At 73.1% G+C, this 26697-nt stretch carries 21 protein-coding genes; 19 read left to right on the top strand and 2 right to left on the bottom strand.

Going from position 1 to position 26697, the window contains the following annotated elements:
- Positions 1–70: 70 nt before the first annotated feature.
- The 13 genes from BJP25_RS21980 (at position 71) to BJP25_RS21920 (ending at position 11565) form a co-directional block, all read left to right on the top strand.
- On the top strand, positions 71–898 hold the full coding sequence (locus BJP25_RS21980) for a tetratricopeptide repeat protein (RefSeq protein WP_075976901.1): 828 nt from the start codon (positions 71–73) through the stop codon (positions 896–898).
- Between the two features lie 10 nt (positions 899–908).
- Positions 909–1562, top strand: coding sequence for an L-threonylcarbamoyladenylate synthase (locus tag BJP25_RS21975; RefSeq protein WP_075976900.1), 654 nt, complete (start codon positions 909–911; stop codon positions 1560–1562).
- Positions 1563–1646: 84 nt separating this feature from the next.
- Positions 1647–2810, top strand: coding sequence for a glycosyltransferase family 4 protein (locus BJP25_RS21970; RefSeq protein ID WP_075976899.1), 1164 nt, complete (start codon positions 1647–1649; stop codon positions 2808–2810).
- 40 nt (positions 2811–2850) lie between these two features.
- The gene (locus BJP25_RS21965) at positions 2851–3327 is read left to right on the top strand and encodes a hypothetical protein (RefSeq protein WP_233158203.1); all 477 of its coding nucleotides are present in this window, start codon (positions 2851–2853) and stop codon (positions 3325–3327) included.
- Between the two features lie 469 nt (positions 3328–3796).
- Positions 3797–4579: a F0F1 ATP synthase subunit A gene (gene atpB, locus BJP25_RS21960; RefSeq protein ID WP_075976898.1), complete on the top strand. Its 783-nt coding sequence runs from the start codon at positions 3797–3799 to the stop codon at positions 4577–4579.
- A 94-nt stretch (positions 4580–4673) separates the two neighbouring features.
- Positions 4674–4931 carry an ATP synthase subunit c family protein gene (locus tag BJP25_RS21955; RefSeq protein WP_075976897.1) on the top strand — a complete coding sequence of 86 codons (258 nt, stop codon included), beginning with the start codon at positions 4674–4676 and terminating at the stop codon, positions 4929–4931.
- Positions 4932–4962: 31 nt separating this feature from the next.
- Positions 4963–5517: a F0F1 ATP synthase subunit B gene (locus tag BJP25_RS21950; protein ID WP_269844565.1), complete on the top strand. Its 555-nt coding sequence runs from the start codon at positions 4963–4965 to the stop codon at positions 5515–5517.
- Between the two features lie 11 nt (positions 5518–5528).
- The gene (locus BJP25_RS21945) at positions 5529–6338 is read left to right on the top strand and encodes a F0F1 ATP synthase subunit delta (RefSeq protein ID WP_075976896.1); all 810 of its coding nucleotides are present in this window, start codon (positions 5529–5531) and stop codon (positions 6336–6338) included.
- A gap of 41 nt (positions 6339–6379) precedes the next feature.
- On the top strand, positions 6380–8023 hold the full coding sequence (gene atpA, locus BJP25_RS21940; RefSeq protein WP_075976895.1) for a F0F1 ATP synthase subunit alpha: 1644 nt from the start codon (positions 6380–6382) through the stop codon (positions 8021–8023).
- 4 nt (positions 8024–8027) lie between these two features.
- Positions 8028–8951, top strand: coding sequence for a F0F1 ATP synthase subunit gamma (locus tag BJP25_RS21935; protein WP_075976894.1), 924 nt, complete (start codon positions 8028–8030; stop codon positions 8949–8951).
- A 3-nt stretch (positions 8952–8954) separates the two neighbouring features.
- Positions 8955–10397 (top strand): F0F1 ATP synthase subunit beta, encoded by a 1443-nt coding sequence (gene atpD / locus BJP25_RS21930; RefSeq protein ID WP_075976893.1) that lies wholly within the window; start codon positions 8955–8957, stop codon positions 10395–10397.
- A gap of 329 nt (positions 10398–10726) precedes the next feature.
- Complete coding sequence (locus BJP25_RS21925; protein ID WP_075976892.1) at positions 10727–11092, top strand: F0F1 ATP synthase subunit epsilon; 366 nt, start codon at positions 10727–10729, stop codon at positions 11090–11092.
- Positions 11093–11121: 29 nt separating this feature from the next.
- Positions 11122–11565, top strand: a complete 444-nt coding sequence (locus tag BJP25_RS21920) for a DUF2550 domain-containing protein (protein WP_075976891.1) — start codon at positions 11122–11124, stop codon at positions 11563–11565.
- A 531-nt stretch (positions 11566–12096) separates the two neighbouring features.
- Here the strand turns inward: BJP25_RS21920 and BJP25_RS21915 are convergent.
- The gene (locus tag BJP25_RS21915) at positions 12097–14115 is read right to left on the bottom strand and encodes a protein meaA (protein WP_075976890.1); all 2019 of its coding nucleotides are present in this window, start codon (positions 14113–14115) and stop codon (positions 12097–12099) included.
- A gap of 128 nt (positions 14116–14243) precedes the next feature.
- Here BJP25_RS21915 and BJP25_RS21910 point away from each other — a divergent pair, with 128 nt between their 5' ends.
- A complete protein-coding gene (locus BJP25_RS21910) occupies positions 14244–14537 on the top strand; it encodes a hypothetical protein (protein WP_075976889.1) in 294 nt (97 codons plus the stop codon).
- Positions 14538–14585: 48 nt separating this feature from the next.
- Here the strand turns inward: BJP25_RS21910 and ggt are convergent, their stop codons facing one another.
- Positions 14586–16388 carry a gamma-glutamyltransferase gene (gene ggt, locus BJP25_RS21905; RefSeq protein WP_075976888.1) on the bottom strand — a complete coding sequence of 601 codons (1803 nt, stop codon included), beginning with the start codon at positions 16386–16388 and terminating at the stop codon, positions 14586–14588.
- A 152-nt stretch (positions 16389–16540) separates the two neighbouring features.
- On the opposite strand from ggt, the gene BJP25_RS21900 reads away from it, so the two are divergent.
- From BJP25_RS21900 to BJP25_RS21880, 5 genes are read left to right on the top strand one after another with little or no spacing between them, the layout of a single operon-like run.
- Positions 16541–20221 (top strand): DUF4132 domain-containing protein, encoded by a 3681-nt coding sequence (locus BJP25_RS21900; RefSeq protein WP_075976887.1) that lies wholly within the window; start codon positions 16541–16543, stop codon positions 20219–20221.
- Between the two features lie 37 nt (positions 20222–20258).
- Positions 20259–21341 (top strand): ATP-binding protein, encoded by a 1083-nt coding sequence (locus tag BJP25_RS21895; protein WP_075976886.1) that lies wholly within the window; start codon positions 20259–20261, stop codon positions 21339–21341.
- On the top strand, positions 21341–23593 hold the full coding sequence (locus tag BJP25_RS21890) for a DUF5682 family protein (protein WP_075976885.1): 2253 nt from the start codon (positions 21341–21343) through the stop codon (positions 23591–23593). Before BJP25_RS21895 ends, BJP25_RS21890 begins: the two co-directional genes overlap by 1 nt.
- Positions 23590–24705 (top strand): VWA domain-containing protein, encoded by a 1116-nt coding sequence (locus tag BJP25_RS21885; protein ID WP_075976884.1) that lies wholly within the window; start codon positions 23590–23592, stop codon positions 24703–24705. The genes BJP25_RS21890 and BJP25_RS21885 overlap by 4 nt, the downstream gene beginning before the upstream one ends.
- Complete coding sequence (locus tag BJP25_RS21880; RefSeq protein WP_075976883.1) at positions 24702–26636, top strand: hypothetical protein; 1935 nt, start codon at positions 24702–24704, stop codon at positions 26634–26636. Before BJP25_RS21885 ends, BJP25_RS21880 begins: the two co-directional genes overlap by 4 nt.
- Positions 26637–26697: the final 61 nt, after the last annotated feature.

Here is a 26697-nt window from a genome sequence, read left to right as displayed (position 1 = left end):
CGTGGCGACTCCCCTGGTCGGCTCCCCGGTTCCGGCGAACTGAGGGTAGCGTGCTGCCCCGGGTGATCCAATGCTCCGTACCTGGGAAGACGTCATCGCCAAGTGGCGCGCCGCGCCCGCGGCGCCCCCCGGCGCGCCGTCCGCGGCCGACCGCGGCCGGTCCGCCCTGCTCAGCGGGCACCTCGACGAGGCGCGCGCGCAGTTCGAGGCCGCGCTGGCCGAGCGCGGGCACCCGCACGACCACGTCGGCCTCGGCGACGTCGCGCTGGCCCGGGGCCAGGTCCGCTCCGCGGTGCGCAGCTACCGGGCCGCCCTCGGCCAGGCCCCCGGCGACCGGCTGGCCCTGCTCGGGCTCTCCCAGGCGCACGTGGCCAACGGCGAGGCGCTGGCCGCCGCCGAGGAGCTGGAGCGGCTGCACGGGGGCGACCCCGACCCGGTGCTGCGCTACTACCTGGCCAGCACCTGGTGCTCGGTGGCCGACCAGGCCCGCGCCGCCGCCCCCGGCGAGCGGGCCGAGGCCGGGGCCACCGGCGCGTTCACCACCGCCGAGCAGGTGGCCACCTGCGAGCGCGCCGCCCGCCGCATCCTCGACCTCGACGTCGACGACGAGGAGCTGCGCCGCACCGCCGAGCGGCTGCTCGCCGAGGTCGACACCGCCCGCCGCTACCGCTGGCAGCCCGAGGGCATCGCGGTCAGCCTGGCCGTGCTCGCCGCCTCGCTCGGGCTCACCCTGGTCGCCATCGGCGGCGTCTCCGGCAGCGTCGCGCTGGTCGTGGCCGGGATCGTCACCGGCAGCGCCCTGCTCTACCTGATCGTGGTCCGGTTCCGCAGACCCGGGTGGCGCGGCCCGCGCCGGGGCCCGTGGGTCGCGGGCACCGGGCACCCCGGGCACCGCTAGAGTCGCCCGGGTGAGCACGGTCTACGACTGCAGCGTGCCGGAGGAGCGCGCGGACGGCCTGCGCGCCGCAGCGAGCGCCGTCCGGGCCGGGCGGTCGGTCGTGGTCCCCACCGACACCGTGTACGGCATCGGCTGCGACGCCTTCTCCGCGGGCGCGGTGCGCGCCCTGCTGGCGCACAAGAACCGCGGCCCGGACATGCCCGTCGGCGTCCTGGTCGGCTCGTGGTCCACCGTGGACGGCCTGGTGCTGTCGGTGCCCACCGCGGCCAGGCAGCTGATCGAGGCGTTCTGGCCCGGTGACCTGTCGATCGTGCTCCCGCACGCCCCCTCGTTGCAGTGGGACCTCGGGGAGACCGGGCAGACGGTCATGCTGCGCATGCCGCTGCACCCGGTGGCCCTGGAGCTGCTGCGCGAGGTCGGCCCGATGGCGGTCTCCAGCGCCAACAAGTCCGGCCGCCCGCCCGCGGCCACCGCCGCGGACGCGGTGGCCCAGTTCGGCGAGGAGCTGCCGGTCTACCTCGACGGCGGCCCCGTCGTCGAGGCGGTGCCCTCCACCATCGTGAGCCTGGTCGGCCCCGAGCCGGTCGTGCTGCGCGAGGGCGGGGTGAGCCTGGCGCAGGTGTCCGAGGTGCTCGGCACCGAGGTCGCCACCGCCCCCCGCTGACGTGCGCCCCCCGTCCCCCTTCCCGCCGCAGGAGAGCACAGCCGTGGCCAGCCCGTCCCCCGCCGACCCCAGGAGCGCCGCAGGGTGACCCCGCTCAGCGGCTTCGCCCCCGCCGGGCTGCCGGTGCGGGAGTACCTGCTCGTCGGGCTCATCACGGCCGTGCTGACCTTCCTGCTCACCGGGCTGGTCCGGCTGTTCGCCATCCGGGTCGGGGCGGTGGCCTACCCCCGGCAGCGCGACGTGCACGTGGTGCCCATCCCGCGGATGGGCGGCGTGGCCATGTACCTGGGGGTGTGCGGCGGCATCCTGCTCGCCCACCAGCTGCCGGTGCTGCGCCGCGCCTTCGACTACAGCCTCGACCCGGTGGCGGTGCTCATCGGCGGCGGCGTGATCGTCCTCATCGGCATGCTCGACGACCGGTTCGAACTGGACTCGCTGACCAAGTTCGCCGGGCAGACCACCTGCGCGGGCGTGCTGGTGCTCTTCGGCATCCAGTGGTTCGTGCTGTGGGTGCCCTGGGGCGGCGGGGACGACCACTTCGGCTCGGTGCTCATCCTCGACCAGAACCAGGGCGGGATCCTGGCGATCCTGCTCGCGGTCACCATGGTCAACGCGATGAACTTCGTCGACGGCCTCGACGGCCTGGCCGCGGGCATCGGGCTCATCGCCGCCATCGCGACCTGCGCGTTCTCCCTGCACCTGCTCGACCAGTCCAACGGGGACGTCAACAACTACCCGCCCGCGCTGATCGCGGCGACCCTGGCCGGGGCGTGCCTGGGCTTCCTGCCGCACAACTTCCAACCCGCCCGGCTGTTCATGGGCGACTCCGGCTCGATGCTCATCGGCCTGATGCTCGCCGCCGCCAGCACCTCGGCCTCCGGCCGGGCGAACCCGACGCTGTGGGGCGCCACCGAGACGATCGCGACGCTCTCGCCGCTGTTCATCGTGGCCGCGGTGCTGTTCGTGCCGCTGCTGGACCTGATGATGGCCGTCGTCCGGCGCACCCGGCGCGGGGAGAGCCCGTTCTCGGCGGACAAGATGCACCTGCACCACCGGATGCTCGCCGTGGGCCACTCGCAGCGCCGCGCGGTGCTGCTCATCTACCTGTGGGCGGGCGTGCTGGCCTTCGGCGCGGTGGCCCTGACCATCTTCGACGTGTTCTTCGTCACCTCCGGGGTGCTCATCGCGGTGGTGATCGCCGCGGCGGCCTCCTTCCTGCCCCGCGTGCTGGCCCGCAGGCAGGGCTGAGCCGGGGCCGGGCCGGGCCGCGCCTACACTGGACGCCGAGATGAGCGAGGACGTGATGAGCGAGCACCCCACCACCGGCACCCAGGACGAGGTCTCCCCGCACGCGCGGGCGCAGCTCACCCTGGCCAGCGCGATGTTCCGCTACGCGCTCTGGCCGTCGCTGGCCACCGTCGCGCTCGGCGCGGTCCTGTTCGGCGTGCTGCACGGGACCCCGGGCGTGGTCAGCGCGCTGATCGGCGGCGCGCTGGCGTGCGCGTCCTCGCTGATCACCCTGGCCCTGATGCGGTTGAGCGCCAACTCCGGCCCGCACATCGGCATGGCCGCCTCGCTGGGCGGGTTCGTCGGCAAGATGCTGCTGCTGTTCGTGGTGATGACCCTGCTGCGCGGGGTGGACGGGCTGCACGCGAAGTCGCTGGGGCTGACGATGATCGCCGTCGTGCTGGTGGCCGCCGCCGCCGAGGCCGTGGCGTTCCGCCGCACCAAGATCCCCACGATCGTGCCCGCGGGCGAGCGCTGAGGCGCAGCGCTTTTCCGCTATTCGGCCCAATAGTCGAAATCGCCCCATTCCTGTCGCGAAGTCCTTTTCCCACTTCTGCCCACGGCGGGTGAACGGGAACGGGCGCGGAGTTGTCGATCACAGGTCGTGCACCGCCGGGCACTCACCGCTGTCACACCGAACAGGCCCCGATGCTCGCCGGCGTGAGGGTTCGGGCCGCCCCGCGCGACAGCCGATCAGCCGCCGTTCACCCGGCGTACACCGACCGCGCGCTACCGGGCAGTACGCGCGGTCGGTGGTCCACAAGGGGCCTGATAGGGTCCCCTTCGACGGCGGTGATGCCGCGTTGCGCGCACGCCGCCGGGAGGTCGTCCTGGCAAGGGGTGGCCGAGTGAGGACCCCCAGAGGTTGTCAGGTACGTTACGTCCTGATCGTGACGATTCCCCCGGCGGAGTGAACGCCGGCCGGGAGAACCGGAAGGAGCCCACAGTTGGGCAGGCTGGTGCTGGCCGAGGGTGACACGTTCAACCCGCCGGGCGTGAAGGACTTCTTTCTCCCGCCGATCTTCGGCGACGTCACGAAACCGATGGTCCTGGTGGTCCTGTCGGTCGTGATCATCGCGGCCTTCTTCCTGATCACCTCGCGCAACCTCAAGGTCGTGCCGAGCAAGTGGCAGTTCGCCGCCGAGTCCGTCTACGACTTCGGCCGCAACAACATCGCCAGGGACCAGATCGGCTCCAAGGAGTTCCAGCCGTTCGTCCCGCTGGTGCTGAGCCTGTTCACCTTCGTGCTGGTGAACAACATCTACGGGATCATCCCGTTCATCCAGTTCCCCACGATGTCCAAGATCGCCTTCCCGCTGGCGCTGGCCGTCCTGGTGGTCTACCCGGTCTACCACGGCGTGGGCATCAAGAAGTTCGGCCTGGGCGGCTACCTCAAGAACCAGCTGATCCCGCCGGGCGTGCCCAAGCCGGTGCTGCTGCTGCTGACGCCGATCGAGCTGTTCCTGAAGTTCCTGGTGGACCCGATCACCCTGGCCATCCGGGTGTTCGCCGCGATGTTCGCCGGTCACCTCATCCTGCTGGTCTTCACCCTGGGCGGTGAGTACCTGCTGCTGCACGCCGCGGTGCCGCTCAAGCCGGTGTCGATCGTCGCGTGGGCCTTCGCGATCGCCATGACGTTCCTGGAGGCCTTCATCCAGGTCCTGCAGGCCTACATCTTCGCGCTGCTGGCCGCGAGCTACATCGGCCGCGCGCTGGCCGAGGACCACTGACCGGTCGCCGGTCGCACCGCGTGGCCACACCGGTCAACGCACAGACCCCCGATCCGCGGGTGCCCGCGGACCGAGTTGGAAAGGGATACACACAGTGAGCGCTCTTGTTCTGGCCCAGGATGCCTTCTCGGGGAACCTCAACCCGGGCCTCGCGGCCATCGGCTACGGCCTCGGTGCGATCGGCCCGGGCGTCGGCGTGGGCCTGATCTGGGCCGCGGTCATCAACGGCACCGCGCGCCAGCCCGAGGCCCAGGGCAAGCTGATGAACATCGCGTGGACCACCTTCGTCCTCGTCGAGGTCCTCGCGCTGATCGGCCTGGTGCTCTACTTCATCGCTTCCGGCGCTGCCTGATCAGGTCCACCTTCACGTCTAGGGAGTCGTCGTGCTGAAGACCGCACTGGTCCTGGCCCAGGAGGCGGAGGACCTGAACCCGGTCCTGCCGCACCTGGCGGAGATCATCCTCGGCCTGGTCGCGTTCCTCCTGCTGCTGTTCATCATCGCCAAGTTCGTCGTCCCGCGCTTCGAGAAGCTCTACACCGAGCGGACCGAGAAGATCGAGGGCGGCATCCGCAAGGCGGAGCAGGCGCAGGCCGAGGCGGAGGCCGCGCTGCAGCAGTACAAGGCGCAGCTGGCCGAGGCCAGGGCGGAGTCCGCGCGCATCCGCGACGACGCCCGCGCCGAGGCGGAGCAGATCAAGGAAGAGCTGCGCGCCCAGGCGCAGGAGGAGTCCGCCCGCATCGTCGCGCAGGGGCAGGCGCAGCTGGAGGCCCAGCGCGCGCAGATCGTCGCCGAGCTGCGCGCCGAGCTGGGCCGCAACGCCGTCGAGCTGGCGGGCCGCATCGTGGGTGAGTCCCTGGAGGACGAGACCCGCCGCCGCGGCACCGTCGACCGGTTCCTCGCCGAGCTGGACTCGGTCTCGGCCCCGGCGAAGAACTAGGGGACGCGCAGATGACATTCCACGCCGCGAGCCGGGAAGCCCTCGCCGCCGTCGAGCTGACCCTGCTCGACGTGGCCGAGGGCGGCGCGGACGGCCTGGGCGGCGAGCTGTTCGCCGTCGCGGGCCTGCTCGACCGGGAGGTCGGCCTGCGCCGCACCCTGGCCGACTCGTCCACCGAGCCCGCCGCCCGCCAGGGGCTGGCCACCAGCCTGCTGACCGGCAAGGTCTCGGACGCGACCCTCGCGGTGGTCTCCGCCGCCGTGGGGGCCCGCTGGTCCTCCCCCCGCGAACTGGTCGACGGCCTGGAGTCGCTGGCCACGACCGCGGTCCTGGTCTCCGCCGAGCGGGTGGGCGAGCTGGACTCGGTCGAGGACGAGCTGTTCCGGTTCGGCCGCATCGTGGCCGACCAGACCGAGCTGGAGCGGGCGCTGACCGACCGCAACGCCCCCGCCGAGGGGCGGGTGTCGCTGGTCCGCGACCTGCTCGGCGGCAAGGTCACCGCCGCCACCGCCACGCTGGTGGAGAACCTGGTGGCCCAGCCGCGCGGCCGCGGCCTGGTGACCGGCCTGGAGGCGCTGGCCGCGGCGGCGGCCCGCCGCCGCGAGCGCTCGGTCGCGCACGTGGTGTCGGCCGGTCCGCTCTCGGCGGAGCAGCAGGACCGGCTCACCAGCTCGCTGCAGCGGATCTACTCCCGCCCGATCGCCCTGCACCTGGAGGTCGACCCCGACCTCGGCGGCGGCCTGGTGATCAAGGTCGGCGACGAGGTCATCGACGGCAGCACCCGCGGACGGCTCGACGCGCTGCGGCGCCGGTTCGCCTGACCCCGAGAACTTTCCAGAAACGAAGCGAGAGCAGGAACGACATGGCGGAGCTGACGATCTCGTCGGACGAGATCCGCAGTGCGATCGAGAACTACGTCTCCAGCTACTCCCCGGACGTCAACCGGGAAGAGGTCGGGGTCGTGGCCGACACCGGTGACGGCATCGCCCACGTGGAGGGCCTGCCCTCGGCCATGGCCAACGAGCTGCTGGAGTTCCCCGGCGGCATCGTCGGCGTGGCGCTGAACCTGGACGCCCGCGAGATCGGCGCGGCCATCCTCGGCGACTACGACAAGATCGAGGAGGGCCAGGAGGTCAAGCGGACCGGCCGGGTGCTGTCGGTGCCCGTCGGCGACGCCTTCCTCGGCCGGGTCATCGACCCGCTCGGCGCCCCGATCGACGGCCTCGGCGACATCGAGGCCGAGGACAACCGCGCGCTGGAGCTGCAGGCCGCGACCGTGGTGCAGCGCCAGCCGGTCGAGGAGCCGATGCCCACCGGCATCAAGGCCATCGACGCGATGACCCCGATCGGCCGCGGCCAGCGCCAGCTGATCATCGGTGACCGCAAGACCGGCAAGACCACGGTCTGCGTCGACACCATCATCAACCAGAAGAAGGCCTGGGCGACCGGCGACCCGAAGCAGCAGGTCCGCTGCATCTACGTCGCGATCGGCCAGAAGGGCTCCACCATCGCGGGCGTCAAGGCCGCGCTGGAGGACGCGGGCGCGATGGAGTACACCACCATCGTCGCCGCCCCCGCCTCGGACTCCGCGGGCTTCAAGTGGCTGGCGCCCTACACCGGCTCCGCGCTCGGCCAGCACTGGATGTACCAGGGCAAGCACGTCCTGATCATCTTCGACGACCTGACCAAGCAGGCCGAGGCCTACCGCGCGATCTCGCTGCTGCTGCGCCGCCCGCCGGGCCGCGAGGCCTACCCCGGCGACGTCTTCTACCTGCACTCCCGCCTGCTGGAGCGCTGCGCGAAGCTGTCCGACGACCTCGGTGGCGGCTCGATGACCGGCCTGCCGATCATCGAGACCAAGGCGAACGACATCTCCGCCTACATCCCCACCAACGTCATCTCCATCACCGACGGCCAGTGCTTCCTGGAGTCCGACCTGTTCAACTCGGGCCAGCGGCCCGCGGTGAACGTCGGCACCTCGGTCTCGCGCGTCGGCACCGCCGCGCAGACCAAGGCCATGAAGTCGGTCGCCTCGACGCTGCGCCTGGAGCTGGCCCAGTACCGCGAGCTGGAGGCCTTCGCCGCCTTCGCCTCCGACCTCGACGCCACCTCCAAGGCCCAGCTCGAGCGCGGCACCCGGATGATGGAGCTGCTCAAGCAGGGCCAGTACTCCCCGGTCGCGATGGAGGAGCAGGTCGTCTCCATCTTCGTCGGCACCAAGGGCTTCCTCGACGACGTGGCCGTCGACGACGTGCGCCGCTTCGAGACCGAGCTGCTGGACAACATCCGGCACCGGCACGCGGGCATCCTCGACGAGATCCGCACCGACAAGAAGCTCACCGACGACAACATCGAGCGCCTGCAGGCGGCGGTGCAGGAGTTCAAGAAGTCCTTCACCGCGGGCGACGGCACCCCGCTGGGCACCGGCGACCAGGCCGACGCGATGGCCGAGTCCGAGGTCGGCCAGGAGACGGTGAAGGTCAACAAGTCGCAGCCGAAGGCCTGACGACATGGCGCAACTCCGGGAAATCCGACAGCGGATCCGCTCCGCCCAGTCGTTCAAGAAGATCTTCAAGGCGCAGGAGCTGATCGCCACCTCGCGGATCAGCCGCGCGCAGGCCCGGGTCGCGGCGGCCAAGCCGTACTCGGACGAGATCACCTCGGTGCTCACCGAGCTGGCCACCGGCTCGTCCAACCTGGACTCGCCGCTGCTGGTCGAGCGCGGGCGCACCGGCCGGGCGGCCGTCGTCGTCATCACCTCCGACCGGGGCCTGTGCGGCGGCTACAACGCCAACGTGCTGCGCGCCGCCGAGGAGCTGCAAGCGCTGCTGCGCGAGCAGGGCAAGACGCCGGTGGTGTACGTGATCGGCCGCAAGGGCCTGAACTACTACCGGTTCCGCAACCGCGAGGTGGCGGGCAGCTGGAGCGGGTTCTCCGAGGCCCCGGGGTACACCGACGCCGCCGCGGCGGGCGACACCCTCGTCGAGGCGTTCCTGCGGGGCGCCGACGACGAGGGCGACCAGCCCGGTCCCGACGGCGTGCTCGGCGTGGACGAGCTGCACGTGGTCTACACGGAGTTCGTGTCCATGCTGTCGCAGCGCCCGACCGCCACCCGGGTCGCCCCGATGGAGGTCGAGTACTCCGAGCAGACCCTCAGCTCGGCGTACTCGTTCGAGCCCAGCGCCGAGGTGCTGCTGGACAACCTGCTCCCGAAGTACGTCAACACGCGGATCTTCGCGGCGCTGCTGGAGTCGGCGGCCTCGGAGTCGGCGGCCCGGCGGACGGCCATGAAGGCGGCCACCGACAACGCCGACGAGCTCGTCCGCAGCTTCACCCGCGTTGCCAACCAGGTTCGCCAGGCGCAGATCACCCAGGAGATCAGCGAGATCGTCGGCGGCGTCGAGGCGCTCTCGGCCGCAGGAAGTGATGAATAAGCCATGACCGCAGTCCAGGAACCCACCACCAGCACCGGCACCGGCCGCGTGGTCCGCGTCATCGGCCCCGTCGTCGACGTCGAGTTCCCCCGCGACTCCGTGCCCGACCTCTACAACGCCCTCAAGGTCGAGGTCGAGCTCGAGGCGCTGAAGAAGACCATCACCCTCGAGGTCGCCCAGCACCTCGGCGACAACCTGGTGCGCTGCATCTCCATGGCGCCCCAGGACGGCCTGGTCCGCGGCACCCCGGTGCGCGACACCGGCGCGGCCATCTCGGTGCCGGTCGGCGACGCGGTCAAGGGCCACGTGTTCAACGCCCTCGGCGAGTGCCTCGACGCCCCCGGCCACGCCGCCGACGCCGAGCGCTGGAGCATCCACCGCAAGGCGCCCGCCTTCGACCAGCTCGAGGGCAAGACCAAGATGCTGGAGACCGGCGTCAAGGTCATCGACCTGCTGACCCCCTACGTCGAGGGCGGCAAGATCGGCCTGTTCGGCGGGGCGGGCGTGGGCAAGACGGTGCTCATCCAGGAGATGATCACCCGCATCGCCCGCAACTTCGGTGGCACCTCGGTGTTCGCCGGGGTCGGCGAGCGCACCCGCGAGGGCACCGACCTCTTCCTCGAGATGGAGGAGATGGGGGTGCTGCCGGACACCGCGCTGGTCTTCGGCCAGATGGACGAGCCGCCGGGCACCCGCATGCGCGTCGCGCTGTCCGCGCTGACCATGGCGGAGTACTTCCGCGACGTCCAGAACCAGGACGTGCTGCTGTTCATCGACAACATCTTCCGGTTCACCCAGGCGGGCTCGGAGGTCTCGACGCTGCTGGGCCGCATGCCCTCCGCCGTCGGCTACCAGCCCACCCTGGCCGACGAGATGGGTGAGCTGCAGGAGCGGATCACCTCGACCCGCGGCCGCTCGATCACCTCGATGCAGGCGATCTACGTGCCCGCGGACGACTACACCGACCCCGCCCCGGCGACCACCTTCGCCCACCTGGACGCGACGACGGAGCTCTCCCGCCCCATCTCGCAGAAGGGCATCTACCCGGCGGTCGACCCGCTGACCTCCTCCTCCCGGATCCTCGACCCGGGCGTGGTCGGCGCCGAGCACTACCGGGTGGCCCAGGAGGTCAAGCGGATCCTGCAGAAGTACAAGGAGCTGCAGGACATCATCGCCATCCTCGGCATGGACGAGCTGTCCGAAGAGGACAAGGTGACGGTGAACCGGGCGCGCCGCCTGGAGCGCTTCCTGTCGCAGAACTTCTTCGTCGCGGAGAAGTTCACCGGCGACGCGGGCTCGTTCGTCAAGCTGTCGGACACCATCGAGGCGTTCGACAAGGTGACCAAGGGCGAGTACGACCACGTCCCGGAGCAGGCGTTCCTCTCCATCGGTGGTCTCGACGACCTCGAGCGCCGCTACCACGAGCTGACCGGCAAGAAGGCCTGAGGCCCGCCAGCCGCTCACCGAGGCCCGGTGCCCCCCAGCTGGGGGCACCGGGCCTCGGTGCGTCCCGGGGTGCGGCGGCCCAGTGGCGTGACAGGACGCGGGGAGGGACCACTCGGCAGGATGACCCCGATCGCCTGTCGCGGTTGCCCTGCGGCGCCAGGAGAGCCCCGGTGCCCGGAACGGGGTGCGGGCGGCCTCGGTCGATCGGGTTGTCCTGTGCGCGGCGACACCGGCCTGCCTGGGGATCGCGCGCCGCGTCCGACTAGACTGGACCCCGACCGGGCGCGTCACCGCTGCCCGGCCCGAGTCCCGACCCGAAGGAGCACCCCGTGGCCGAGATGTCCGTCCAACTGGTCGCCGTGGAACGACGCCTCTGGTCGGGCACGGGCACCTTCGTGGTCGCCCAGACCACCGAGGGCGAGATCGGCATCATGCCGGGCCACGAGCCGGTGCTCGGCCAGCTCGTCGAGGGCGGCGTGGTCAAGATCCGCACCGCCGACGGCGAGACCGTCGTCGCCGCGGTCTACGGCGGCTTCCTCTCCGTCACCGCCGACGCGGTGAGCATCCTCGCCGAGGCCGCCGAGCTCTCCACCGAGATCGACGTCTCCGCTGCCCGCTCCGCCCTCACCGCCGACGACGACGCGACCAGGACCAGGGCCGCGGCCCAGCTCCGCGCCGCCGAGCAGACGGCCTGATGACGGCCTAGCGGGCAGGGGAGCGGCCGGTGGACATCAGCTCGGTGGTGGTGGTGCTCCTGGCCGCGGTCCTGCTCGTCCTGCTCGCCCTCGTCTACCGCCGCCTGCGGCTGCTGCGCTCCGGCGGCGTGCACGTCGCCATGCGCGCCAGGGCCGACGACTCCGGCAAGGGCTGGCACCTCGGCGTCGCCCGCTACCAGGGCGACGAGTTCGCCTGGTTCCGCGCGCTGAGCCTCAAGGCGGGCCCGGACCGCCGGATCAGCCGGGAGGTCCTGGAGATCGCCTCCCGGCGCGACCCCGAGCGCGGCGAGACCCCCAACATGCCGCTCGGCTCCAAGGTGCTGCGGTTCGAGCCGCCCGCGGGCACCGGCATCCCGCCCTTCGAGATCGCCATGGCGCCCGACGCGCTCACCGGGTTCCTCTCCTGGTTGGAGAGCGCTCCTCCCGGGCGTCGCATCCCCTGGGCTTCTTGACCCCGTGCTTCCCCGCTGCCGCGGGGCTTTGGACAAGCGGGGGTTTGGGTGGTGGGCCCGGTTGGGTGGATCCGCTTGGTCGGGGCCCCTATGACGATCATGTGCTGCGGGCGGGGAAAAGGCGGGCTGAAAAGACGCCCGCCCGTCCCGTTTGGATAGCACATGATCGTCACCCCCGACCAAGCGAATCCACCCAACCGGGCAGTGCCTGCTGTCCGGACTCGGTTTGTGGGGGTGGTCGCCTTGGTGTCTTCTCGTGCCACTTTGACCCAGGCTGGCGCGGGGGTAGCCCGGGCAAGGGGACCCCTGTTTTCAACGTTACCGGTGGGGGGCGACGGAACTTGACCACCGCGAAAGGGCTGTGGACAACTCGGCCGAGTGGTTGATGGGGGCCGGGGGCTTGGGGATGGCCGTCGCGAACAGGACCAACCGGCAGGGCCAACGCACAGCGGGGCCGGTTCGTGGGTGGCGCCGTGGTGAGCAATGCGGCAGGGGCGGGTTCCCGGAGGAACCCGCCCCTGGTGGCGGGGGTCAGGCCAGGTCGTTGGCCTCGCGGATGACGTCGACGATCTCGTTCATGATCTGGGTCATCTCGTAGTCCTTGGGGGTGAAGACGCGGGCCACGCCCTTGGCCGTCAGGACGGCGGCGTCGTCGGGGGGGATGATGCCGCCGACGACGACGGGGATGTCGCCCGCGCCCGCGGCGCGCAGGCCCTCGACGACGGCGGGGACGGCGTCGAGGTGGGAGCCGGAGAGGATGGAGAGGCCGACGACGTGCACGCCCTCCTGGACGGCGGCGGCGACGATCTGGTCGGCGGTGAGGCGGATGCCCTGGTAGACGACCTCGAAGCCGGTGTCGCGGGCGCGGACGGCGATCTGCTCGGCGCCGTTGGAGTGGCCGTCGAGGCCGGGCTTGCCGACCAGCATGCGCAGGCGCTCGCCGAGCTCCTCGCCGGTCTGCTTGACCCGGTCGCGGACGGCGCCGAGGGCGGCGCCCGCCTCGCCGGTGGCGGAGGCGCCGGAGACGCCGGTGGGGGCGCGGTACTCGCCGAAGACCTCGCGCAGGGCCTGGGCCCACTCGCCGGTGGTGACCCCGGCCTTCGCGCAGGTGATCGTGGCCTCCATCAGGTTCGCGTCGGTCTTGGCGGCGTCGCGCAAGCCGGTGAGGGCGTCCTCGACGGTGGTGGCGTCGCGGCCCGCCCGCCAGCGCTTGATGGCGTCCACGGCCTCCTGCTCGGCCACCGGGTCGACGGTCTCGATCGCCTTGGCGCCCTCGGCCTGCAGCGGGCTGGGCTCGGTGGTGTCGAACTTGTTCACCCCGACGATGACCTGCTCGCCCGCCTCGATGCGGCGGCGGTGGTCGGCCAGCGAGCCGACCATCTGGGTCTTCATGTAGCCCGACTCCACGGCCGCGACGGCGCCGCCCATGGCTTGCACCCGGTCGATCTCGGCGCGCGCGCCCTCCAGGATCGAGTTGACCTTCGCCTCGATCACCGGGGAGCCGTCGAAGATGTCCTCGTACTCCAGCAGGTCGGTCTCGTAGGCGAGCACCTGCTGCATGCGCAGCGCCCACTGCTGGTCCCAGGGCCGGGGCAGGCCCAGCGCCTCGTTCCAGGCGGGCAGCTGGATCGCGCGGGCGCGGGCCTTGCGCGACAGCGACACCGCCAGCATCTCCAGCACGATGCGCTGCACGTTGTTCTCCGGCTGCGCCTCGGTCAGGCCCAGGGAGTTGACCTGCACGCCGTAGCGGAACCGGCGGTGCTTGGGGTCCTCGATGCCGTAGCGGTCACGGGTGATCTCGTCCCACAGCTCGGTGAAGGCGCGCATCTTGCACATCTCCTCCACGAACCGCACGCCCGCGTTGACGAAGAACGAGATGCGGGCGACCACGTCGCCGAACTTCTCCTCCGGCACCTGCCCGGAGTTCTTCACCGCGTCGAGCACCGCGATGGCCGTGCACATCGCGTAGGCGACCTCCTGCACCGGGGTCGCGCCGACCTCCTGCAGGTGGTAGCTGCAGATGTTGATCGGGTTCCACTTCGGCACGTTCTGCACCGTGTAGGCGACCATGTCGGTGATCAGCCGCAGGCTGGGCCCGGGCGGGAACACGTAGGTGCCCCGCGACAGGTACTCCTTGATGATGTCGTTCTGGGTCGTGCCCGCCAGGCGGCCGACGACCTCGTGCCAGTCGGTGCCCTCGGCGTCGGCCTGCTCCTGGGCCACGGTGACGTAGAGCGACAGCAGCCACATGGCCGTCGCGTTGATCGTCATCGACGTGTTCGCCCCGCCCAGCGGGATCTGGTCGAACAGGGTGCGCATGTCACCGATGTGGCTGACCGGCACGCCCACCTTGCCCACCTCGCCCTTGGCGAGCTCGTGGTCGGGGTCGTACCCGGTCTGGGTCGGCAGGTCGAACGCGACCGACAGGCCCGTCTGGCCCTTGGCCAGGTTGCGCCGGTAGAGCTCGTTGGACTTGGCCGCGGACGAGTGGCCGGCGTAGGTCCGCATGACCCACGGGCGGTCGCGCTCTCCATCAGTGGGGTACGGCACCGGTTAACCTCCGTTAGCAACCGACGTTTTGGTGAAGGATACTGGCCGGTAACAGAGATCGCCCCCGTGCAGTTGCTCACAAGGCGCCCTGGTCGGCACCGGATCGGTCAAGACGGGAGGATGGCGGCATGGACCTGCCCGCCCCCTACCTCACCCTCGTCGCGCTGCTGGTGATCGGCGCGCTGGGGCTGGTGCTGCGCTGGTCGTTCGCCTCCGACACCCGCAAGGACTACGGCCTGCTCCGCGAGATCGCCAAGGTGCCCAGCCGCACCGCGGCCCAGTTCGTCGAGGAGCGGCTCAAGCAGGCCGGGGTGCGCGCCACGACCGTCCCCGCCGAGGACGGCGAGGGGCTGCGGGTCATGGTGTTCCCGGGCGACGAGCGCGCGGCCATCAAGGCCCTGCTCGACGACGGCACCTCCTGACGCGCCGGTGCCCGGCCCCCAGGGGAGCCGGGCACCGGGCAGCGCAGGTCAGCGGGTCGGGAAGAGCACCCCCGCCGAGGTGCCGCCGCGCCGCGTCGGCTCACCGACGGCCAGCACCTTGCCGTTGCCCAGGAACTCCAGGCCCGCCGCCACGCCGATCTCGGCCTGCGGGTTGAAGGTGTGGCCGAGCGCGGTCAGCCCGCCCGCGCCGGAGATGAACGCCGGTTCGGCGGTCACCGCCGCGGTGTTGCGCTGGCTGGCCCGGGGCGCCGCGATGGCCTCCGGCAGGGACATGCCCAGGTCGATGCGGTTGACCAGCACCTGGAGCACGGTGGTGATGATCGTCGAGCCGCCGGGGGAGCCCACCGCCAGCCACGGGCGGCCGTCCTTGAGCACGATCGTCGGGGACATGCTCGACCGCGGCCGCTTGCCCGCCGCCGGCAGGTTCGGGTCCGGGGCGCTGCCCTGGGTCGGGGCGAAGTTGAAGTCGGTCAGCTCGTTGTTGAGCAGGAAGCCGCGGTCCGGGACGACGATGGCGCTGCCGCCCAGCTGCTCGATGGTGTTGGTGTAAGAGACGACGTTGCCCCACGCGTCGGACACGACGAAGTGGTTGGTGTGCACCTCGGTGTCCGGGGTGGCGGTCGCCGTGCCCGCCTTGCACGAGCCCGGCTTGGCGGGGTCGCCAGGCGCCACGGGGGCGGTGGCGGCCTTGGCGGGGTCGATCAGGCAGGCGCGGGAGGCGGCGTACCGGTCCGACAGCAGCGCGTCCTGCGGAACCTTGACGAACCTGGGGTCGCCGATGAACCGGTTCCGGTCGGCGTAGGCGAGCTTGGAGGCCTCCAGGTAGTGGTGCAGGGCCTGCGTGCGGTCCATCTTCCGCAGGTCGAAGTTCTCCAGGATGTTCAGCGACTCGCCCACGGTGATGCCGCCGCTGGAGGAGGGCGCCATGCCGTAGACGTCGAGGCCGCGGTAGCGGATGTGCGTGGGCGCCTGGTCGACCACCTTGTAGGACTTGAGGTCGTCGAGCACCATCCGGCCCTGCGGCGGGGTGATCGTGTGGTCAGGGGCCAGCGGCGGGTTCTGCACCGCGTCCACCACGTCGCGGCCGACCGCGCCGCCGTAGAACGCCTTGGCGCCGCCGCGGGCGATGTCGCGGTAGGTGTTGGCCAGGTCGGGGTTGCGCAGCACCGTGCCGACCGCGGGCACCGAGCCGCCCGGCAGGAACAGCTCCGACGACGAGGTGAACTGGCGCAGCCGTGACTCGTTGTTCGCGATCTGGGTGCGCAGCGCCGGGGTGAGCGGGTAGCCGCGGTCGGCCACCTCGATCGCCGGGCGCAGCGTGTCCGCGAGGCGGAAGCGGCCCCACTTCTGCAACGCGCGCTCCCAGGTGGCGAGCATGCCGGGCACGCCGACGGACAGGCCGCTGGTGACCGCCGTGGCGAAGTCGTAGGGCTGGCCGGTGGCGGGGTTGACGAACATCTTCTCGTCGCCCGCGCGCGGGGTGGTCTCCCGGCCGTCCAGTGTGGACACGCGGCCGGTGCGGGCGTCGTAGTAGACGAAGTAGCCGCCGCCGCCGAGGCCCGCGACGAACGGGTCGGTGACGCCGAGCGTGGCCGCCACCGCCACGGCGGCGTCGGCCGCGGTGCCACCGCGGCGCAGCACCGACAGGCCCGCCTCGGTCGACTGCACGGTGTCGGAGACGACCGCCCCGCCGCGCCCGGTGGCCACCGGGCCGGTGGGCGGGGCCGGGGTCGCGGGGGTCGCCGCGGACGGTGTTGCCGGGATCAGCGCGACTCCGGCGGCGGTCAGCACCGCCGCGGAGAGTGCGCCCAAGCGGTGCCGAGCACCCATCTGGACCTCTTCCCTTCGGACCGGGAACAACCGGGCACCCAGTTCTACCCGTGCCCCTGCCCCGGTGCACTCCGGCGAACGCCCCAAAACTGTCGGTGGCGACCGGTACGTTGGCTGTCAATCGGACGAACAGGTACGGGTTGAGGGGCACCATGCGGCGGTTGGAGTACGTCGGCGGCGGGTCGGAGAAGTTCTGGGAGGGCGGGCTCACCTCCGGTGGGCTCGTCGTGTCGGTGCGCTGGGGGCGCTTGGGCACCACAGGGCAGGCCAAGGACAAGGAGTTCGCCACCCAGGCGGCGGCCACCGCGCACCTGGACAAGCTGGTCGGGGAGAAGCTGCGCAAGGGGTACTCCGAGGTGGGCGCCCCGGTCGCGGTCGGACAGTCCACCCCGGACGAGGCCGCCGCACCGCCCGCGGGCGGCGACCAGACCCCCGCCGCCGAGCCCGCTGAGCCCACCCAGGCGCCGGAGCCCCTGGTGGCCGCTGGGCCCGCTGTGGCCGCCGGGCAGGACGTGGCGGAGTGGCCGGACGAGGACGTCTGGCAGCCGCACACCTCGGTGGCCCGCTACGCCGTGCCCCGCCGCGGCACCGCCACCAGCCCCCGCAAGCTCACCCCGGGCGCCACCGCCGCCGCCACCGAGCTGGTCGAGCTGCGCCGCAGCGCCCTGGTGGCCACCCTCGCGGACCCGCGCACCCACCCCGAGCTGCGCGCCGCCGCCCACGCCCACCTGGGCGGCTCGCCCCACCCGCTCGGCGCGGCCGTCGTGCTGGCGGTGTGCACCGGCTCCGCCCGCTGGTCCGACGAGTCCAAGTACGTCGTCTTCGCCGACCACTGGCTCGCCGAGTGGGGTCCCGCGTTCGCCACCGAGGCGGTGCTGGCGCTGACCGCGATCGCGCACAACGCGACCCACCGGGAGCCGGGGACCTTCGTCGACCGGGTCGACGTGCAGGCCAACTGGCGGTGGTCGGGGGAGGGGCTGGCCGAGCGGATCCGGTACGCGCTGGCCACGGCCCCCGACGCCGACCACGCCGCCGCCGTGGAGGCGGCGGGCCGCTGGCGCACCAGCGACAGCAGACGCGCCCTCGCGGCCTACCTGCTGCCCACCGAGGACGACTGGCGCCGTGAAGCGCTGGCCGCGCAGGCGAGTGTCCAGGGCACGTTCCTGCGCCTGCTCGCCCAGGCCGCGCAGGACCTGGCCGAGCTGGACCAGGTCCGACCCCGCGTGTCGGTGTGGATGCTGACGTACTCGCCCCGGATGCTGCCCACCCTCGTGCACACCCACGGGGTCGAGCTGGTGCCCGCGCTGCTGGAGTGGCTGGCCGACGCCAGCACCGACGCCGAGCGCGCCGTGCTGGGCCACCTGGCGACCTTCCCCGGCGACGAGGCGTTCTCCGCCCTGCTGGAGCGCGCCCCGAAGAGCAAGAACGCCCCGTCCGCGGTGCAGGAGGCGCTGCGCCGCTTCCCGTGCCGGGGCGCGCGCCTGCTGGCCGAGGCGATCGCGGGCAAGCGCGACCCGGGGGTGCTGGGCACCCTGCTCACCGCGCACGTCCTCGCCCGCCCGGACGTCGTCGAGCGCGTCGAGGTGTCCCCGCAGGCCCGGTCGGTGCTCGACGGCATCGTCACCACCTCCGCCGAGCGGGTGCCCGACGCCGACCCCGCCGACCTGCCCCCGGTGCTGGCCGACCCGCCGTGGCTGCGCCCGCGCTCGCGGACCAGGGCCCAGGTCGTCGCCGGTCTCGAACCCCGGGGCGGGCGCGGCATCGCCTGGGCCGAGGGGGAGCGCGACCGGTGGGCGCGCGAACCGCGCGAGGAGGGCGCGTTCGAGCGCGGCGACTGGGACGCCGAGTACCGCTCGGCGTTCTCGCCCACCGCCCGCTACGGGAACTGGAAGCAGCTGCCGCTGCTGGTGCAGGGGCCCGTCGACCGCTCGCTCGCCGTCCTGCGGCGGTGGCGCCCGGACGACGGCTGGTACTTCGACGGCTGGGGCAGGCCGCTCGTCGCCCGCTTCGAGCTCGACGCCCTCGACGCGCTGCTGCACCTGGCGGGCGCGCAGCCGCAGGCCGCGGTGGACCTGCTCCAGCCGTTCACCGGCCCGGAGGTCTCGGCGCTGATGGCGGGCTGGGTGGGGCGGCTCAAGAGCGTGCGGTCCCGGGCCATGGCCTACTTCGCCCGGCACGGCGCCGCCGCGCTGCGCCCGCTGGTGCCCGTCCTGGTGGGCAAGGCGGGCAAGGACCGGACCGCCGCCGAGCTGGTGGCCCGCCAGGTCGCCGCCCGCGACGGCGACGAGGCCGTGCTGGCGGTGGCCGCCGAGTACGGCCAGGAGGCCGAGGCGGCGGTGAAGGCGGTGCTGGCCACCGACCCGCTGGAGGTGCTGCCCGCCAAGCTGCCCGCGGTCGAGGACTGGGCCAACCCCGGGCTGCTGCCGCAGGTGCTGCTGGCCGACCGCCGCTCGGCGCTGCCGCTGTCCGCCGCCGGGCACCTCATCACCGTCTTCGCGTTGTGCAAGCCCGGCGACCCGTACCCGGGGCTCGCGCAGGTCAAGGAGCACGTGGACGCGGCGTCGCTGGCCCGCTTCGGCTGGCAGCTGTTCCGCTACTGGCTGACCACCGGGGCGCCGTCGAAGCAGAGCTGGGCGCTGACCGTGCTCGGCGACATCGGGGACGACGAGGTGGTGCGCGGCCTCGCGCCGCTCATCCGCGCCTGGCCGGGTGAGGGCGGCCACCAGCGCGCGGTCACCGGCCTGGACGTGCTGGCCGAGATCGGCAGCGACGTGGCGCTGATGCACCTCAACGGCATCGCGAACAAGGTGAAGTTCAAGGGCCTGCGTGGCCGCGCCCAGGAGAAGATGCTGGAGGTGGCCGAGGGCCTGGGCCTGTCCACCGAGCAGCTGGCCGACCGGCTGGTGCCCGACCTGGGGTTGGACGAGACCGGGTCGATGGTGCTCGACTACGGCCCGCGCCGGTTCACCGTGGGCTTCGACGAGCAGCTCAAGCCGTTCGTCCGCGACGAGGACGGCACACCGCGCAAGGTGCTGCCCAAGCCCGGCGCCAAGGACGACCCGGCCCTGGCCCCGCACGCCTACCAGCTGTTCTCCGGGCTGAAGAAGGACGTCAAGGCCGTCGCCCAGGAGCAGGTGCGCAGGCTGGAGCGGGCGATGGTGGTGGGCCGCCGCTGGCCTGCGGAGGAGTTCACCCAGTTCTTCGCGGGGCACCCGCTGCTGTGGCACCTCGTCCGCCGCCTGGTGTGGGGCACCTACGACCGCGCGGGCGCGCTCACCGGGTCGTTCCGGCTGGCCGAGGACCGCACCCTGGCCGATGTCGAGGACGACACCTTCACCCTGCCCGAGGACGCCTCCGTCGGGGTCGCGCACCCGCTGCACCTCGGGGACGCGCTGGGCGCCTGGAGCGAGCTGTTCGCCGACTACGAGATCCTCCAGCCCTTCCCGCAGCTGGGCAGGCCGGTGCACGAGCTGACCGACGAGGAGCGGGCCGCGCGGTCGCTGGCCCGGTTCGAGGGCGCGGTGGTGCCGGTGGGCCGGGTGCTCGGCCTGGTGCACCGCGGCTGGGAGCGCGGCACCCCGATGGACGGGGGCGTGGAGGGGTGGGTCTCCAAGCCGCTGTCCGACGGGCGCGCCCTGGTCATCGACCTCGACCCGGGCATCGCCGTGGGCATGGTCGACATGTGGCCGGAGCTGACCCTGCGGCACGTCTGGCTGGCCGACGAGTCCACCTACTACTGGGGCCGCGACCAGGTCAAGCACACCTTCTCCGGCATCGACGCGGTGGTGGCCTCGGAGTTCCTGGCCGACCTGCTGATGCTGACCGCCCAGTGACCCCCGACCACCGACCCCGCGCGAACACGGAAGAGCGATGAGCGACAACGACACCCTCCAGCGGCCGCCCGCCGAGGTCCGCCACGCCGACGAGCTGGCCAGGCTGCGCGCCGAGGACACCGGCGCCCGCCCGCCGGGGTGGTGGCTGAGCATGGACGCCGCCCGCCGGTTCATCGTCGGCGACGAGTCCGCCGGGATCAGCCGCAAGTTCGTCGGCGACCCGTCGCTGATCGACCGGTCGCTGGTCACCCTGGCCACCAGCCGCGGCCTGATGCTCGTCGGGGAGCCCGGCACGGCCAAGTCGCTGCTGTCGGAGCTGCTGGCGGCGGCGGTCAGCGGCCTGTCCACGCTCACCGTGCAGGGCGGCGCGGCCACCACCGAGGACCAGATCAAGTACTCCTGGAACTACGCGCTGCTGGTCTCCGAGGGCCCGTCCACCCGCTCGCTGGTGCCCGCGCCGATGCTGCGCGGCATGGCCGAGGGCGCGGTGGTGCGGTTCGAGGAGATCACCCGCTGCCCGCTGGAGGTGCAGGACTCGCTGCTGTCGCTGCTGTCCGAGCGGGTCATCGCTATCCCGGAGCTGACCGGGCCGGACGGCATGGTGTTCGCCCGCGCGGGCTTCAACGTCATCGCCACCGCCAACACCCGCGACCGGGGCGTCAACGAGATGAGCGCGGCGCTCAAGCGGCGGTTCAACTTCGAGACGGTGTTCCCCATCGCGGACTTCGGCACCGAGTTGGCGCTGGTCGAGCAGGAGGCGGGGCGGCTGCTGCGCCAGTCCGGGGTGGCCGTGCCGCAGCGGCAGGACGTGCTGGAGGTGCTGGTGCGCGCCTTCCGCGACCTGCGCGGCGGCGCCGGCCGCGACGGCGAGCGGCTCTCGACGGTGATGTCCACCGCCGAGGCGGTGTCGGTGGCGCACGCGGTCGGCCTGCGCGGCTGGTTCCTGCGCCGCGAACCCGGCTCGGCCGCCGACGTGGTGGCCTGCCTGGCGGGCACCGCGGCCAAGGACGACGCCGAGGACCTGGCCAGGCTGCGCCGCTACCTGGAGCAGCAGGCGGGCAAGCGCTCCGGCGCCGCCTGGTCCGAGCTGCACGGCGCCCGGCACCTGCTGCCCGGCTGATGGGCGCGGAGTTCATCGGCGTGCGCCACCACAGCCCGGCGTGCGCGCGCCTGGTGCGCGCGCGCATCCGCGAGCTGCGGCCCGCGCACGTGCTCGTGGAGGGGCCGGTCGACATGAACGACCGGCTCGGTGAGCTGCTGCTCGGCCACACCCTGCCCATCGCGGTGTTCAGCTACCTGCGCGGCGAGCACGGCAGTCAGCTGTCCTGGTCGCCGCTGTGCGACTACTCCCCGGAGTGGGTGGCGCTCACCGAGGGCACGGCGGTGGGCGCGCGGGTGCGGTTCATCGACCTGCCCGCCTGGCACAGCGCCTTCGCCGACCGGGACAACCGCTACGCCGACGGCGCCCTGCGCTACGGCGAGGTCGTCGACCGGCTGTGCCGGGAGTTCACCGTGGACAACGCCGACACCCTCTGGGACCACATGGTCGAGGTGCACGGCGACGACGGGCTGGCCGAGCGGCTGGCCGCCTACTTCGACCTGCTGCGCGGCGACACCTCGGTGTCGGCGGCCGACGACGACCGCGAGCGCTACATGGCCGCGTGGGTGCGCGCCGCGGTCGCGGACGCGGGCGACCGGCCGGTCGTGGTCGTCACCGGCGGCCTGCACCGGCCCGCGCTGGTGAAGCTCGTCGCGGCGGGCGGCGGCACCGACTGGCCCGCGGTGCCCAGCCCGCCACCGGGGTCCGAGGGCGCGAGCTACCTGGTGCCCTACTCCAACCAGCGGCTCGACGCCTTCACCGGCTACCAGTCCGGGATGCCCTCGCCCGAGTACTACCAGCGCCTGTGGGAGGACGGGCCGGAGGCGGCCGCGCAGGGGCTCGTGCAGTCGGTGGCCGACCGCCTGCGCGCCCGCAACCAGCCGGTGTCCACAGCGGACCTGATTGCCGCGCGCACGCAGGCGGGCGGGTTGGCCGCGCTGCGCGGGCACGCCCACCCCGCGCGCACCGACGTGCTCGACGCCCTGGTGTCCGCGCTCGTCTCCGACGGCCTCGACCAGCGCCTGCCGTGGACCACCGAGGGCACCATGGCCCCCGGCGGGCACCCGGCCGTGGTGCAGATGGTCGCCGCCCTCACCGGCGACCGCACCGGCCGCCTGCACCCGGACACCCCCCTGCCGCCGCTGCTGGCCGCCGTGGACGCCGAGCTGGTCGACCTGGGCCTGGACACCGGCGGCGCCGTCCGCATCGACCTCACCGACCCGCGCGGCCTGGCCCGCAGCAGCTTCCTGCACCGGCTGCGGGTGCTGGGCATCCCCGGCGCCACCCGCACCGCCGGGCCCACCGGCGGCGCCGACCCCACCGCCCGCGAGGAGTGGGAGCTGCGCCGCACGGACCGGTGGCTGCCCGCGCTCATCGAGGCCGCCGCGCACGGCGCCACCCTGCCCGACGCCGCCGCCGCGGCGCTGCGCCGCCGCGTCCTGGGCCGCGGCACCGGGGTGGGCGAGCTGGCCGGGGTGCTGTTCGACGCCGCCCTGTGCGGGGTCGACGCGCTGGCCGCCGACCTGGGCGAGCGCATCGCCGACGCCGTGGCCACCGCCACCGACCTGGGCGGGGTCGGCGCCGCGCTGGCCACCACCCTGGGCCTGTGGCGCCACGACCGGCTGCTGGGCACCGCGGGCAGCCCGGCGCTGGCCGCCGTCGTCGACACCGCCACCACCCGGGTGCTGTGGCTGGCCGAGGGCACCCACGGCGCCGGGCCCGCCGACGTGCCCCGGCTGCTCGCCCTCGCCGCCGTCCGCGACGCCGTCCGGCACGCCCCCACCGTGGTCACCGCCGCGGTCGAGGACGTCATCGGGGTGGCCCAGCGCATCGCCACCCGCGCGGACGTCCCCGCCGACCTCGCGGGCGCGGGCCTGGGCCTGAGCTGGTCGCTGGGCGCCCCCGGCCCGGTGCGGCTGCCGCCCACCCCGGCCCGCCTCGGCGACTTCCTGGCCGGGCTGTTCGCCCTGGCCCGCGAGGAGGTGCTGGCCGAGGACGCGGTCCTGGGCCTGCTCGACGAGCGCGTCGGGGACCTCGACGACGAGGAGTTCCTGATCGCGCTGCCCGCGCTGCGCCAGGCGTTCGCGTTCTTCCCGCCCGCCGAGCGCGAGGCCATCGCGCACGGCCTGCTGGCCCGCCGCGGCCTGCGCCGCTCGGCCCGCTCGCTGCTGCGCACCACCACCGACCCCGTCCTCGCCGCCGAGGCCGCCGCCCTGGAGACCAGGGTCGACGCGCTGCTGGCCCGCGAGGGCCTGCTGAGGGGGACCCCGTGACCGACCCGCACCTCGAGCGCTGGCGGCTCGTGCTCGGCGAGCCCGCCCAGGAGTGCGCCCCCGACGGGCTCAGCGCCCGGGCGCGCTCCCGCGACGCCGCCCTGGACTGGCTCTACGGCCGCGACACCGACAACGACAAGCGGGGGGTGCGCACCGGCGGCGCCGGGGCCTCCGAGCTGACCACCCTGGACTGGCTCGACGACATCCACCGGCTGTTCCCCCGCGAGACCGTCGAGCGCCTGGAGCGCGACGCGGTGGAGCGCTACGAGATCGACGACATCGTCACCGACCCGCAGGTGCTGGCCAGGGTGGAGCCCAACCAGTCGCTGCTGCGGGCGGTGCTGCGCACCAAGCACCTGATGAACCCGCAGGTGCTCGCCCTGGCCCGGCGCATCGTCGAGCAGGTGGTGCGCGAGCTGCTGGAGAAGCTGCGCGCCGAGGTGCGCCCCAGCTTCACCGGCACCCGGGTGCGCAGGCCCAGCTCGTTCCGGGTGGCCGCCAACTTCGACTTCCGCGGCACAATCCGGGCCAACCTCGCCCACTACCGGCCCGAGGACGGGCGGATCGCGATCGAGACCGCGAAGTTCCACTCCCGCGCCCGCAAGCACGTCGAGCGGTGGCAGCTGGTGCTGCTGGTCGACCAGTCCGGGTCCATGGTGGACTCGGTGATCCACTCCGCGGTCACCGCCGCCTGCCTGTGGGGCCTGCCCGGCCTCTCGACGCACCTGGTCGCCTTCGACACCTCCGTGGTGGACCTGACCCGCGACGTCACCGACCCGGTGGAGCTGCTGATGAAGGTCCAGCTCGGCGGTGGCACCGACATCGCCAAGGCGGTCACCTACGGCGCGGGGCTGATCACCAACCCGCGCCGGTCGATCCTGGTGCTCATCTCCGACTTCTACGAGGGCGGCGACCCCGGGCTGCTGCTGTCGCAGGTGCGGTCGCTGTGCCAGCAGGGCACCCACGTGCTCGGCCTGGCCGCCCTCGACGCCGAGGCGGTGCCCCAGTACGACCGGCACCTGGCGCAGCGGATGGCCGACCTGGGCGCGCACGTGGGCGCGATGACCCCGGGCCAGCTGGCCGACTTCGTCGCCGAGCGGATCGGGCGGTGACCGCCGTGCGCGCCGACCTGCTCGCCCTCACCCCCGACGCGTTGGTCGCCCTGGCCAACCGCGGACTGGTCAAGCGGGCCACCAAGGACATCGACGCCGGGACGCTGCCGGTCGTCACCACCGACGCCGACGGCACCGTCCGCGGCGAGTTCCCCGACGGCGCCACCGCCGTGCTGCCCGCGGGCGCGGGCCTGGCCGCGGGCACCTGCTCGTGCGCGGCGCCCGGGGTGTGCAGGCACCGCATCGGCCTCGTCCTGGCCTACCAGCGCACCGCCGCCGCGGACCCGGTCGAGCAGGCCCCCGCCGAGCCCGCCGCGCCGTGGTCGCCGGGCGCCTTCACCGACGAGCAGCTGGAAGCGGCGTTCACCGCCCGCACCCTGGCCACCGCCCGCAAGACCTGGCGCGCCGGGTACCCCGCCCGCGTCCGGCGCCCCGCGGGCACCGACCCGGCGGTGGCGGAGCTGGCCTCGTGCACGGTCCGGTTCCTGGTGCCGGGCGAACTGGGCTACGTCGACACCGACGCCACCGCCACCACCCGCGACGTGCACGTCGTCCTGGCCGTGTGGGCCTTCCGCGCCGCCGACGAGCGCGACCCCGACGCCCCCGAGCAGCGCGTCGACGTCGGCGGCGCGGCCCTGCGGGAGGGCTCGGGCCTCGACGCCGCCCTCACCGCCGTCGACGACGTCCTGCGCTCCGGCGCGGTCAACTCCGGCCCCGTCCTCGCCGCCACCCTCCGCCGCACCGCCGACGACCTCGAACCCCGCAACCTCCGCTGGCCCGTCGCCGTCCTCGACGACCTGTCCACCCAGCTCACCGCCTACACCGACCGCTCAGCCACCTACAGCGCCCACCGCGTCGCCACCCTCGTCGCCGAACTCCACGCCCGCCACCGCAGCGTCACCGCGGGCGGCGCCAGCCTCCGCTCCCGCGTCCTGGGCACCGAGGAGCGCGCCACCACCCCCCTGCGCCGCATCCGCCTCACCGCCCTCGGCTGCCGCATCACCGGCACCGACACCCACCGCACCGCCGAGGTCTACCTCGCAGACCCCAACAGCGGCACCGTCCTGCTCCTGCGCCGCGCCTGGGACACCGACGACTCCACCACCGGCCCCGACCTCGCAGCCCGCCGCGTGGTCGGCACCCCCCTCCACAAGCTCGCCACCGCCAACGTGGTCAGCGAGTCCGCCACCCGCAGCGCGGGCAGGGAAATCCGCATCACCCAGGGCAGCCTCGCCAAGACCGCCATCACCCCCTTGGGAGACGCCTGGACCGCCCTGCCCCCGTCGGTGCTCGTCACGTCCTATGAGGCGCTGTCGGAAGAACTGGCCTCCCTGCCACCGTGGTGCGTCCGTCCTCGGGTCGCCGCGGAGTTCGTGCGCGTGCTGCGGGTCGCTGAGGTCGGAGCGCTGTCGTACAGCCCTGGGGCGCAACGGCTCACGGCCCAGGTCCACGACGGGGTGGGGGGCACTGCGCTGGTTTCCTGTGACTACCGCGGGGTGTGCCCGGGAGCGCTGGACGCCCTTGCCGATCAGCTGGTGGCGGGGCCCACGGAGATCAGCGGGACGGTGTCGCGGGTTGGCGGGGTGATCACTGTGGACCCGGTGGCCGTGCGCGCTGGGGGTGGGGTTGTGGTGCTGGACCTGGCGCCTTCGGACCGGCGCGCCGATCTTGGGGTGGTGCAGGCTGAAGCGGCCGATCCGTTGGTGCTGGCGCTGGAGAACGCGTTGGCGACGCTGGCCGAGCCCGCGCACCGGGGGTTGTCGCACCCTTCGCCGAGCTACGGGGAGCGGGTGGAGGCCGCTGCTCGGAGATTGGCGGGGGTGGGGCTTCGGCGTTGCGCTGACGTGGTTTCCGCTTTTGGTGGGGAGGGGTCGGTGGACGCGTGGGTGGACGCTTGGGTGCGTCTGTCCACTGTGGCTGAGTTTCGGTGAGGTGTGGTGGTGTGTCGCCTCGCCTTCGGCTTCGGCGGTGTGAAGAGCCCGGTCGTTTGTT

Source organism: Actinokineospora bangkokensis, assembly GCF_001940455.1.
GTDB classification, from domain to species: Bacteria; Actinomycetota; Actinomycetes; order Mycobacteriales; family Pseudonocardiaceae; genus Actinokineospora; species Actinokineospora bangkokensis.
The sequence above is the reverse complement of the archived record's forward strand: the minus strand, read 5'-3'. Positions and strand labels throughout refer to the sequence as shown.